This is a genomic window from Streptomyces flavidovirens DSM 40150, assembly GCF_000429085.1.
Taxonomy (GTDB): Bacteria; Actinomycetota; Actinomycetes; order Streptomycetales; family Streptomycetaceae; genus Streptomyces; species Streptomyces flavidovirens.
The window spans coordinates 40824-52691 of record NZ_AUBE01000002.1 but is presented as its reverse complement, the minus strand read 5'-3'; the positions used below and the strand labels follow the sequence as shown (position 1 = coordinate 52691).

Genomic DNA, 11868 nt, shown 5'->3' with positions numbered 1-11868 from the left:
GTGACGTCAGGTGACGTCAGGCGTACGTCAGGTGACGCGGTCGCCTTCGACGACCCGCGGGTCGTCCAGGAACGGACCCGCCGCCTGCCGGGCGTCGCGCGCCACCGGCAGCTTCTGGAAGACCCAGGTGCGGTACGACCAGAACCGGAAGACGGTCGCGATGCCGATGCCGAGGAACTTGAAGGCGTTGCTCTGGAGCGGGCTGTCCCAGCCGAAGCCGGACGTCGCGACGTACAGCACACCGCTCTGGATCACCAGGCCGATCGCGCTGAACAGCAGGAAGAGGGTCAGCTCCCGGCTCTTGTGGTCCTTGTCGCGCTCCCGGTACGTGAAGTAGCGGAAGCCCAGGTAGTTGAAGCCGATCGCCACGACTGTGGCGATGATGCCGCCGGGGACGACCGGGACGTCCATGAAGTGGCACAGCAGGTTGAACAGCCCGAGGTCCACCAGGAGCCCCAGCCCGCCGACGGTGCCGAACTTCGCGAACTCGCGCGCGAGCCGCTCCAGGCGCCTGCGCATGGGGCCGCCGTCCCGTCCACTCATGGTGTTCGCAAGCCCCGTTTCGGTCGAAGTCGTCGACGTTCGGTCATGTCGTCAACCCAGCCATGCTAACCAGCGGCTTCCGGGGATGTCCGGCGCGAGGGTGAGAGCCGGGCGCGGACAGGGGCCCGCGGGCCTGCGGATACCCTGGAGGAGTGACGTTCCCCGTAGTCGGCATGGTCGGTGGCGGTCAGCTCGCCCGTATGACCCACGAGGCTGGTATCCCCCTCGGCATCAGATTCAAGCTCCTCAGTGACACCCCCCAGGACTCGGCGGCCCAGGTCGTCAGCGATGTCGTCATCGGCGACTACCGCGATCTGGATACCCTGCGCGCTTTCGCGCGCGGCTGTGACGTGATCACTTTCGATCACGAGCACGTCCCGACCGAGCACCTGCGGGCCCTGGAAGCGGACGGCATCCCCGTCCGGCCGGGGCCCGACGCACTGGTGCACGCCCAGGACAAGGGCGTGATGCGAGCGAAGCTCACGCAGATCGGAGCGCCTTGCCCGCGCCACCGCATCGTGAGCGACCCGGCGGACGCGGCGGCGTTCGCCGCCGAGACCGGCGGCTTCCCGGTGATCCTCAAGACCGTGCGCGGCGGATACGACGGCAAGGGCGTCTGGTTCGTACGCGGCGAGAAGGACGCGGAGGAGCCCTTCAAGGCGGGCGTCCCGGTCCTCGCGGAGGAGAAGGTCGACTTCGTACGGGAACTGGCGGCGAACATCGTCCGCTCCCCGCACGGCCAGGCCGTCGCCTACCCCGTCGTCGAGTCGCGGCAGGTCGACGGAGTCTGCGACACCGTGATCGCCCCGGCGCCCGGCCTCTCGGAGGAGCTCGGCGGCCAGGCGCAGGCGCTGGCGCTGCGCATCGCCAAGGAGCTCGGGGTCGTCGGCCACCTCGCCGTCGAACTCTTCGAGACGGCCGACGGCCGCATCCTCGTCAACGAACTGGCGATGCGCCCGCACAACTCCGGGCACTGGACGCAGGACGGCGCGATCACCTCGCAGTTCGCCAACCACGTGCGGGCCGTCCTGGACCTGCCGCTCGGCGACCCGCGCCCGCGCGCGAAGTGGACGGTCATGGCGAACGTCCTCGGCGGCGACTACCCGGACATGTACCAGGCGTACCTGCACTGCATGGCGCGCGACCCGCAGCTCAAGATCCACATGTACGGAAAGGACGTGAAGCCCGGCCGCAAGGTCGGCCACGTCAACACCTACGGCGACGACCTCGACGACGCGCTGGAGCGCGCCCGTCATGCCGCCGGCTACCTGCGAGGAACGATCACCGAATGACGACCTCTGCTGCTCCGTCTGCTGCTCCGTCTGCTGCTTCGTCGCCTTCCGCTCCCGTAGTCGGCATCGTGATGGGGTCGGACTCCGACTGGCCCGTCATGGAGGCGGCGGCCAAGGCGCTGGACGAGTTCTCGATCCCGTACGAGGTCGACGTCGTATCGGCGCACCGGATGCCGCGCGAGATGATCGCGTACGGCGAGGATGCGGACGGCCGCGGCCTCAAGGTGATCATCGCGGGCGCGGGCGGGGCGGCGCACCTGCCGGGCATGCTGGCGTCGGTGACGCCGCTGCCGGTGATCGGCGTACCGGTCCCGCTCAAGTACCTCGACGGCATGGACTCGCTGCTGTCCATCGTGCAGATGCCGGCGGGTGTCCCGGTCGCCACGGTCTCGGTGGCGGGCGCGCGCAACGCGGGGCTGCTGGCGACCCGCATGCTCGCGGCGCACGACCCCGAACTCCTCGCCCGCATGCGGGAGTTCCAGCAGGAGCTGAACGACCAGGCGACGGAGAAGGGCAAGCGGCTGCGCGCGAAGGCGCAGGGCGCGGACTCCTTCGGCTTCGGCAAGTGACGCCGGTGGGGGCGGAGTACGGCCACCTGGTCGCGCGGGCCCGCGAGCTGCTCGCCGCGTACCCGGTGGTCGACGGGCACAACGACCTGCCGTGGGCGCTGCGCGAGCAGGTCCGTTACGACCTGGACCGGCGGGACATCGCCACCGACCAGTCGGCCTGCCTCCACACCGACATTCCCCGCCTGCGGGCGGGGGGTGTCGGGGCGCAGTTCTGGTCCGTGTACGTACGCTCCGACCTGGCCGGGGACGACGCGGTCAGCGCGACGCTGGAGCAGATCGACGTCGTCACGCAACTCCTGGCGCGCTACCCGGAGCACCTGGTGCGGGCGGTGACGGCCGACGACATGGAGGCGGCGCGCGCCGACGGGCGGATCGCCTCGCTGATGGGCGCCGAGGGGGGCCACTCGATCAACAACTCCCTCGCCACGCTGCGCGCGCTGCACACGCTGGGGGTCCGCTACATGACCCTCACCCACAACGACAACATCGCGTGGGCGGACTCGGCGACGGACGAGCCGGGGGTGGGCGGGCTCTCGCCGTTCGGCCGCGAGGTGGTCCGCGAGATGAACCGCGTCGGCATGCTGGTGGACCTGTCCCACGTGGCGGCCACGACGATGCGGGCGGCGCTGGCGGTGTCGGTGGCCCCGGTGATCTTCTCGCACTCGTCGGCGCGGGCGGTGTGCGATCACCCGCGCAACATTCCGGACGACGTACTGGGGCTGCTTCCGGGGAACGGGGGTGTGGCCATGGCGACGTTCGTGCCGAAGTTCGTGCTGCCGGAGGCGGTGGAGTGGACGCGGCGCGCGGACGAGAACATGCGGGCGCACGGCTTGCACCACCTGGCGACTACGCCGGACGCGATGAGGGTGCACGCCGCGTTCGAGGAGGCGAACCCGCGTCCGGTCGCGACGGTGGCGACGGTCGCCGACCACCTCGACCACATGCGCGAGGTCGCGGGCATCGACCACATCGGCATCGGCGGCGACTACGACGGCACGGCGTTCACCCCGGCCGGCCTGGAGGACGTGGCGGGCTACCCGAACCTGATCGCGGAGCTGCTGCGGCGGGGCTGGTCGGAGGGCGACGTAGCCAAACTGACGTGGCACAACGCGGTACGTGCGCTGCGCGACGCGGAGTCGGTCGCGAAGTCCCTGCAACACCGCCCGCCGTCGAACGCGACCCTGGCGGAACTGGACACGTAGCGGGGTCTGGGGTCGCCTTTTGCGGGGGCGTTGGGGTCGGTGCCGCGCCGGAGCTTCTGGGGGTCGCCTTTTGCGGGGGCTTCGGGGGCGGTGCCGCGCCGGGGCGTCTCCTCGGGTGCCGAACGTTCGGGTAGGTGTTGGTTCGTTCGCGGTGGTTGCGTTCGACACCCTGCGGGGAGCGCCCCGACACGTCCCCTCCCCGGCGGCCTGGCAAGCGAAGCGGGGTGATACGCCCCCCGGCACGACTGAGGCGCCCCCCTTGCGGGGGTCCGAGGGCTTGCCCCCGTTTTGGGAAGGGGCGGGGGTCCGGGGGTCTGCCCCCGTTTCGAGGAGGGGCGGGGTCGCCGTGCCGCCTGCGCGGCGACCCCTAGGCCCCAGCCTCCGGGGGTCCGGGGGCTTGCCCCCGGTTTCGGGAAGGGGCGGGTAGGGGAAGCCCCGCGCAGCGGCCCCCGGCCCCCGCCCACGCGCAGCGGCCCCGGCTCCGCCCCGTGCTGCGGCCCTACGACCCCGCCACGCGCTGCGGCTCCCGGCTGCGCCCGGTGCTGCGGCCCCCGGCCCCGCCCCGTGCTGCGCCCCCGGCCCCGCCCCGTGCTGCGCCCCCGGCCCCGCCCCGCACTGCGGCCCGCCTCGCCCCGCCCCGCGCTGCGGCCCCCCGGCCCCGCCTACGCTGCGCCCCCGGCCTCGCCTACGCTGCGCCCCCGGCCCCGCCTCGCCCCGTGCTGCGGCCCCCGGCTGCGCCCACGCGCTGCGGCCGGCCCGTGCTGCGGCCCCCCTGGCTTCGCCCGCGCTGCGGACCCCGGGCCCCGCCCACGCGCTGCGGCCCTCCGCCCCCCGCAAGGCCCGTACCCCGAACGCGCCATCCGCCGTGAAGCCTCGGCGTTGTCGTGTCACCGTGGCCGTACTTCGTCCATGAATTCGGAGTCCCGTCATGGCAGATCTGCAGGACGACCCGCACACCTCGTCCACCGCCGCGGTCGGCGAGCTCGACCGAATAGCGCGGACGGTCGTTCCGGAGCACGCGGAACCCGCGCCTCCGGAGTCCTTGGCCCAGGCCGCGCCGCCCGACGAGCTCGACGAGATCGTGTTCGAAGGGGCGGCGTTCGATGAATCCGAGCCCGCCCCACCACCCGCCCCCGAGGACAGCCTCGGCCGCGCCCGCGCGCTCCTCGTCGAGCACCCCGTCGCCGACGGGTACAACCACCTCGCCTGGACCCTCGGCCAGCGCCAGTGGCACGACCTCGAACTGGGCGAGACCACCCTGGACACCGACATCCCCCGCCTGCGCACCGGCGGCGTCGGCGCTCAGTTCTGGTCCCTCCACGTCCCGGCTGAGTACGCCGGCGACCGGGCCATCAGCGCCACCCTCGAACAGATCGACCTCGTCAAGAAGGTCGTGGCCGCCTACCCCGAGGGCCTGCGTCTCGCCCTCACCGCCGGTGACATGGCCGACGCGCGCAACTGCGGACGCATCGCCTCGCTCCTCGGCCCCGTCTCCGGTCACGCCCTGGGCGATTCCCTGGGCACGCTCCGCGCGTACCACGCACTCGGCGTACGCAGCCTCGCGTTCGCCGGCACGCGCTGGGCGGGCGCGAAGGGGGAGGGGCTGACCCCCTTCGGGCAGGAAGTCGTACGGGAGATGAACCGCCTCGGCGTACTCATCGACCTGACCGGCGCACCCGCCGAAACCGTGCACGGCGTGCTGTCCTTCAGCCGCGCCCCGGTGGTCCTCTCGCACTCGGGCGCCCGCGCACTCACCGACACCCCGGCGAACGCCTCCGACGACGTACTGCGCGCCCTCACCCCCGACAAGGGCGTCTGCATGGTCGGCTTCGCCCCCGAACAGACCGTGCGCCGGGTCGCCGACCACCTCGACCACGTGCGCGAGGTGGCGGGCCGGGAGTGCGTCGGACTCAGCGGCATGTACGGGGCGGATGTGGCCGACGTACCGCACGGAGAGGACCTCCGGGACGTCTCGTGCTACCCGCATCTCATCGCGGAGCTGTTCGACCGCGGCTGGGACGAGGCCGACCTCGCCCTGCTGACGTGGGGCAACGCGGCACGGGTGGTACGGGACACGGAGTTCATCTCCCGCGCCACCCGCCGTCGCCGCCCCGTCCCCGTCACCCCGTGACGCCGGCCGCTCAGCAGCGACTCCGGCCCGCCGTGCGAGGCCGAGGGCTGCCGGTGGGCGTACTACGACCGCAGCCCGGCGGGCCGGAGCCGCTGGTGCACGATGGCGGTCTGCGGCAGCCGCGCCAAGATGCGCAAGTACCGCGCCGGCCGCGCCCCCAAATCGTCCTGACGGGCGGCGGTAAGCGAAAGGCGGCCTCCCGACTACGCGACCGTGATCGGCGTACTCGGGAGGGCGCCCCACCCATGCCTGGAGGCGTTACGCCTTCGGCCGCCCCATCGCCCGGTACGTCCAGCCCGCCCCACGCCACAGCTCCGGGTCCAGCGCGTTGCGCCCGTCCAGGATCAGCCGCTCCGAAGCCACCTCGCCCAGCACCTCCGGGTCCAGCTCCCGGAACTCGCGCCACTCCGTCAGGTGCAGCACCACGTCCGCGCCGCGCACCGCGTCCACGGCCGTCGGCGCGTAACCCAGGGTCGGGAAGAGGCGCTGCGCGTTCTCCATGCCCTTGGGGTCGTAGACCGTGACCTGGCCGCCCTGGAGGTGGATCTGCCCGGCGACGTTGAGCGCCGGCGAGTCGCGTACGTCGTCCGAGTCCGGTTTGAACGTCGCACCCAGCACCGCGACCCGCTTGCCCAGGAAGCCGCCGCTGCCGCCGACCGCCTCGCGCGCCAGCTCGACCATGTGCCCGCGCCGCCGCATGTTGATCGAGTCGACCTCGCGCAGGAAGGTGAGTGCCTGGTCGGCGCCCAGCTCACCGGCGCGCGCCATGAACGCCCGGATGTCCTTCGGCAGGCAGCCGCCGCCGAAGCCGATGCCCGCCCGCAGGAACTTCTTCCCGATCCGCTCGTCGTACCCGATCGCCTCGGCCAGCTTCAGCACGTCGCCGTCGGCCGCCTCGCACACCTCCGCCATCGCGTTGATGAACGAGATCTTGGTAGCCAGGAAGGAATTGGCGGATGTCTTCACGAGCTCGGCGGTCGGGAAGTCGGTCACCACGAAGGGAGACCCCTCCTCGATCGGACCGGCGTACACCTCGCGCAGCAGCTTCTCCGCGCGCTCGCTCTCCACGCCCGCCACGATCCGGTCCGGGTGCAGCGTGTCCTGTACGGCGAACCCCTCGCGCAGGAACTCCGGGTTCCACGCGAGCTCCGCGTCCGCCCCCACGGGGGCGAGCTCCGCGAGCAGCGCGGCAAGCCGGGCGGCGCTGCCGACCGGGACGGTCGACTTGCCGACGACGAGGGCGGGGCGCGTCAGGCGCGGCGCGAGCGAGGCGAAGGCGGACTCGACGTAACTCATGTCGCACGCGTACTCACCGTGCTTCTGCGGCGTGTTCACGCACACGAAGTGCACGTCGCCGAACGCGCCGACCTCCTCCCACGAGGTGGTGAAGCGCAGCCGGCCGCTCGACCCTTCGATCCCCGCGACATGCTTGCGCAGCAGGTCTTCGAGCCCCGGTTCGTACATCGGGACCTTGCCGGCCGCCAGCATCTCGATCTTCTCGGGCACGACATCGAGGCCGAGGACCTCGAATCCCAGCTCAGCCATGGCCGCGGCGTGGGTGGCGCCGAGGTACCCGGTGCCGATCACGGTGATCTTGAGGGCCATGGAGTGCTCCAGAGAGGTGCGGGCAGACATTCGGCGACCGAGCATAGTCGGGCGTGCCCACGGGAACCTGTTCCCGAGTTCCCGCCTGTCGGCAAGCTCACGTATCCCTGCGGGCGGCCTGCCCCCTAAAATTGGGTTACTTAACGGTAGTTAGCATCCTTGGGGAGTGAGAGACCTTGGCAGGCTCGCCTGATTTCGACCTGTACCGCCCGTCCGAAGAGCACGACATGCTCCGTGACGCGGTGCGCTCGCTCGCCGAGGCGAAGATCGCGCCGTACGCCGCAGAGGTCGACGAGGAGGCCCGCTTCCCGCAGGAGGCGCTGGACGCCCTGGTCGCCAACGACCTCCAGGCCATCCACGTCCCCGAGGCCTACGGCGGCGCGGGCGCGGACGCCCTGGCCACCGTCATCGTCATCGAAGAGGTCGCGCGCGCCTGCGCCTCCTCCTCCCTGATCCCGGCGGTCAATAAGCTCGGCTCGCTCCCGGTCATCCTGTCCGGCAGCGAGGACCTGAAGAAGAAGTACATGACGCCGCTCGCCAAGGGCGAGGGCATGTTCTCGTACGCCCTGTCGGAGCCGGACGCGGGCTCGGACGCGGCGGGCATGAAGACCAAGGCCGTCCGCGACGGCGACCACTGGGTGCTCAACGGCGTCAAGCGCTGGATCACCAACGCCGGCGTCAGCGAGTACTACACGGTCATGGCCGTCACCGACCCGGCCAAGCGCTCCAAGGGCATCAGCGCCTTCGTCGTCGAGAAGTCGGACGAGGGCGTCTCCTTCGGCGCCCCGGAGAAGAAGCTCGGCATCAAGGGCTCGCCGACCCGCGAGGTCTACCTCGACAACGTCCGCATCCCCGCCGACCGCATGATCGGCGAGGAGGGCACCGGCTTCGCCACCGCGATGAAGACCCTGGACCACACCCGCATCACGATCGCGGCCCAGGCCCTCGGCATCGCCCAGGGCGCCCTCGACTACGCCAAGGGCTACGTCCAGGAGCGCAAGCAGTTCGGCAAGCCGATCGGCGACTTCCAGGGCGTCCAGTTCATGCTCGCCGACATGGCCATGAAGCTGGAGGCCGCCCGCCAGCTGACGTACGCGGCCGCCGCCAAGTCCGAGCGCGTCGACGCCGACCTCACCTTCTTCGGCGCCGCGGCCAAGTGCTACGCCTCCGACGCGGCCATGGAGATCACCACAGACGCGGTCCAGCTCCTCGGCGGCTACGGCTACACCCGCGACTACCCGGTCGAGCGCATGATGCGCGACGCCAAGATCACGCAGATTTATGAAGGCACGAACCAGGTCCAGCGCATCGTCATGGCGAGGAACCTTCCGTAGCCCGGTTTCCGCAAGTCAGGTGCTCGTGACGGCATCGGCACGACGAACGTCCCCCGGCGTCCCGCCGGGGGACGTTTCGCATCGGCGGGCAGGTTCACCCGCAACGTCTCGCCGTCGGAGGACTCCCCGGTCCGGTCGTCGTGATCGAGGGCGACGTAAGGCCATGAAGTGAGCGAGCCGTAGTCGTCCCCCAGGGCCTGCACGACCGTGGTGGAGCCGTCCGTGAATGACACCAGGCAGCACAGGTTCAGGTCCGCGCCGGCACTGGGCAGCCAGTTGAGATTGGCCTGTAGGACCCCTCGCCCGGCGATCCGCGCTTGCGGATCGGCCCTGGTCAACGCGCGCGGTGGCGAGTCGGTCCCGGCCGGGGGTCGCGGCCCGCGCAGCCGGATCACTCCTCGCGGGCGGTCGTCGGCGCTCATGAGCCCCCAGTCGGCACGTGCCCTCGGTTACGTGGGTCAGGATTGTATGCCTGGTGTCACAGGTGTGGGGTACGCTCTGCGCCCACGGCGGCACGTTCCGTACGGTGGTGCTGTGAGGGGGCGAAGGCGCTTCGAATCGCTGGGGAGCGAGGAGCGCGCGGCGGGGAGCCCCCCGTGTTTCTCTCATAGGGGTGGGCATGCCCGTAGGGGCTTTGGCGGACCGTCACACGGTCTCCCAGCAGATCAAACAGCTTGCGGACGAGTCGGGACTCCTTCCCCGGCGTGCTGAACTCGCCGCTCTCGCCGATGCGTTAGGCGCGAAGGATGCCGCCGCGCTCGACCCGTGGGCGGACCTCGATCTGCTGCACGCCTACGCGAGACCGGAGAGCATCCGCCCGGCCGCCGGTGCCGGGGAAGAACACAAGGCGTGGTCCTGGCTGGAGGCGGTGCTCGGTGCGCTGGTCTTCGCGCCTCTGATGCTGACCTGGTACGGACTGACCCAGGCGTCCAGCGCCTACCAGGCCTTGACGGGAGCCGATCCGAAGGCCGCTGCCCGGCCGTTCCTCCAGTTGTGGCAGTCCGGTTTCGAAGGACACCTGACCGGTGCGTTCACCTTCGGTCACGTCGCGATGGGAGCCACCGTCGCGATCGCGTTGCTGTTCGCGCTCGTGCTCGTGCATGGCTTCCGGCGGGCCGCGGTCACCCGCCGGGAGGAGGCCGCGCAGCGAGAGGCGGAGAGGCTGATACGCCGTCTCGTACCGGTGCTGACGCAGGCACAGCTCGTACTGAACGTGCACCGCATGGCCTCGCCGCAGCGGTTCGCCGCCGAACTGGCCGGCGCCGCGGCCACGCTCACCCGGCTCGGGACTCGCTCGGCCAAGGCGCAGAAGGAACTGTCTGCCGCGGCCGTTGTCGTGGGCGAGGCCGTTGAGCAGGCCGAGCGCCGCCTCGCCGGTATCGACACGTCGGTACGCCCCCTGGAGGACGCGGCCGAGCGCATCGAGGAGGCCGTACGGGGGAGTGGCAAGGATGTCGAGGCCGCGTTGAGCGGCAGTGGCGTCATGGTCCGAAACGCCCTGGAAGACGTACGGGGCACCAGCGGCGAGGTGCGTGATGTCATCGGCCGGGCCGGTGACCGGGTCGAGGATTCGGTCACCGCGCTCGCCGCGTCGCAGCGCTCGTTCACCACCGGCATCGAAGTGGTCGCCGATGTGTCCGCCCAGGTGCTGGCGCGGCTTGGCGATGTGGCTGAGGAGTCCGCCCGGAGCGCGGCGCAATCGCAAGCGGCCGTACGTCAACTGGCCGAGCACGCCGCGGCGTTGGGTGAGGTGGCGGAGCGGTTCGGCCACCTCGTGGATGCTCTGCGCGACGTACCGCTGCCGGCGCCGCCGCCCGCGCGGGACACTGCGGCGCTGGAGCGGCTGCCGGAGGACGCCGCACCGTACCGGGCCGACGCGCGATGAGGGCGCCGAGATTCAACCCGCTGCATCTGGCCGGCTGGCTCTTCGCGGACATGCTCCTGGTCCTGGCCCTGGTGGCGATGGGTGACCAGGGTGACCCCCTGGCGTCCGAGGCCGCGGCGAAGCCTTCCGCTTCCCCCTCCGCGAAGCCGAAGCCTTCGAAGCCTGCGAAGCGCACAGGTCCCCGAGCCGTGATGAACAAGCCGGTGAAGGTGGCCATCGACGCGGCCCCCGGCGACAAGGACCGCATCACACAGCGGCTGCGCGCGGTAACCGCCCCGCATCGGGGCCGGCAGGCGGCGTTCGTCCTCACCTTCGGGCGCCATGCGGATCCCGGTGCGGGAGGCGATTACGCCCACGAGGTCAACTCCCTCCTGAAGAAGGCCCGGCCGGACATGTTCAAGGACGCCACCACGCGTGACTTCTGGAAGGGCGGGGCCTCCGCGGGGCACGCCGACATCGAAATTTACTTCTACACCTACTGACCGGCACCACCGGAGGTACGAGACCGTGCAGATTCTCCCGTTCTACCTGCTCTGTGACGAGTCGGGCTCGATGTCCGGCGACCCGATCGAGGCGATCAACGAGGCCTTGCCCGAGCTGCATCACGAGATCAGCACCAATCCGACGGTCGCGGACAAGACGCGGTTCTGTCTGATCGGCTTCTCCAGCAGCGCCAATGTGCTCCAGCCGCTCGTCGACCTGAGCGACATCGACGAGGTTCCGGCACTGGCGGCCGGCGGGCTGACGTCGTACGGCGATGCCTTCCGTACGCTGCTGCGGTGCATCGAGGCGGATGTGGCCGCGCTCAAGGCGGAAGGGCACGAGGTCTACCGCCCGGTCGCCTTCTTCCTCTCCGACGGAATCCCCACGGACGACGGCTGGGAGCAGGCGCACAAGGAACTGACCCAGTCGCGGTTCTGCCCGAAGATCATCGCTTTCGGCATCGGGGACGCGGAGGCCGCGACCATCGGTCAGGTGGCCAACTTCCGTGCCTTCATCCAGCAGGAGGCCAAGGTGTCACCGGCCCAGGCTCTGCGCGAATTCGCCTCCAGCCTGACCCGTTCCATCGTGCGGTCCGCGAGCAGCATCGCCGCCGACGGAGGGTCCGGCTTCTCCCTGGCCGTGGACGAGACCGTACCCGGCTTCTCGACCGTGTCCCTCGACAAGCTCTGAGGGCGACGATGCAGCAGGAGAGTGCGGACGGGGTTGCGGAGTGCGGCGACCCGTTGCACGAGACGTGGAGTTCGGTGGAGTCGATCGTGTCGCACGGTCCCTCGCAGCCGCAGCCGCAGCCGCAGCCGCAGCCG

Annotated in this window: 11 protein-coding genes and 1 pseudogene; 9 read left to right on the top strand and 3 right to left on the bottom strand. The window is 71.0% G+C overall.

The genetic code is table 11. The features are described 5' to 3' along the window. Window positions 1-27: 27 nt before the first annotated feature. Complete coding sequence (locus G412_RS0102950; protein WP_028810764.1) at window positions 28-543, bottom strand: GtrA family protein; 516 nt, start codon at window positions 541-543, stop codon at window positions 28-30. Between the two features lie 173 nt (window positions 544-716). Here G412_RS0102950 and G412_RS0102945 point away from each other — a divergent pair, with 173 nt between their 5' ends. The 5 genes and pseudogenes from G412_RS0102945 to G412_RS37655 form a co-directional block, all read left to right on the top strand. Then, a complete protein-coding gene (locus tag G412_RS0102945; protein WP_028810763.1) occupies window positions 717-1835 on the top strand; it encodes a 5-(carboxyamino)imidazole ribonucleotide synthase in 1119 nt (372 codons plus the stop codon). Then, the gene (gene purE, locus G412_RS0102940; RefSeq protein ID WP_051338085.1) at window positions 1832-2404 is read left to right on the top strand and encodes a 5-(carboxyamino)imidazole ribonucleotide mutase; all 573 of its coding nucleotides are present in this window, start codon (window positions 1832-1834) and stop codon (window positions 2402-2404) included. Before G412_RS0102945 ends, purE begins: the two co-directional genes overlap by 4 nt. Continuing rightward, window positions 2401-3606, top strand: coding sequence for a dipeptidase (locus G412_RS0102935; protein ID WP_244282833.1), 1206 nt, complete (start codon window positions 2401-2403; stop codon window positions 3604-3606). The genes purE and G412_RS0102935 overlap by 4 nt, the downstream gene beginning before the upstream one ends. Before the next feature lie 928 nt (window positions 3607-4534). Then, window positions 4535-5737, top strand: coding sequence for a dipeptidase (locus G412_RS0102930; protein ID WP_028810760.1), 1203 nt, complete (start codon window positions 4535-4537; stop codon window positions 5735-5737). Between the two features lie 33 nt (window positions 5738-5770). Then, a pseudogene (locus G412_RS37655) lies at window positions 5771-5908 on the top strand (CGNR zinc finger domain-containing protein); the annotation flags it as partial. A gap of 87 nt (window positions 5909-5995) precedes the next feature. Here the strand turns inward: G412_RS37655 and G412_RS0102920 are convergent. After that, complete coding sequence (locus G412_RS0102920) at window positions 5996-7342, bottom strand: UDP-glucose dehydrogenase family protein (RefSeq protein ID WP_028810759.1); 1347 nt, start codon at window positions 7340-7342, stop codon at window positions 5996-5998. A 176-nt stretch (window positions 7343-7518) separates the two neighbouring features. Here G412_RS0102920 and G412_RS0102915 point away from each other — a divergent pair, with 176 nt between their 5' ends. Further along, complete coding sequence (locus tag G412_RS0102915; RefSeq protein WP_028810758.1) at window positions 7519-8676, top strand: acyl-CoA dehydrogenase family protein; 1158 nt, start codon at window positions 7519-7521, stop codon at window positions 8674-8676. Here G412_RS0102915 and G412_RS39545 read toward each other — a convergent pair. Continuing rightward, window positions 8622-9098: a hypothetical protein gene (locus tag G412_RS39545; protein ID WP_157839049.1), complete on the bottom strand. Its 477-nt coding sequence runs from the start codon at window positions 9096-9098 to the stop codon at window positions 8622-8624. The two genes, G412_RS0102915 and G412_RS39545, sit on opposite strands and share 55 nt — an antisense overlap. Window positions 9099-9295: 197 nt before the next feature. Between G412_RS39545 and G412_RS0102910 the strand changes: the two genes are divergently transcribed. From G412_RS0102910 to G412_RS0102900, 3 genes are read left to right on the top strand one after another with little or no spacing between them, the layout of a single operon-like run. Beyond that, entirely contained in the window at window positions 9296-10561 is a 1266-nt protein-coding gene (locus tag G412_RS0102910) for a hypothetical protein (RefSeq protein ID WP_028810757.1), read from the top strand. Next, window positions 10558-11043 carry a hypothetical protein gene (locus G412_RS0102905; RefSeq protein WP_028810756.1) on the top strand — a complete coding sequence of 162 codons (486 nt, stop codon included), beginning with the start codon at window positions 10558-10560 and terminating at the stop codon, window positions 11041-11043. The genes G412_RS0102910 and G412_RS0102905 overlap by 4 nt, the downstream gene beginning before the upstream one ends. Before the next feature lie 25 nt (window positions 11044-11068). Then, the gene (locus G412_RS0102900) at window positions 11069-11734 is read left to right on the top strand and encodes a vWA domain-containing protein (protein ID WP_028810755.1); all 666 of its coding nucleotides are present in this window, start codon (window positions 11069-11071) and stop codon (window positions 11732-11734) included. The last annotated feature ends 134 nt before the right edge of the window (window positions 11735-11868 follow it).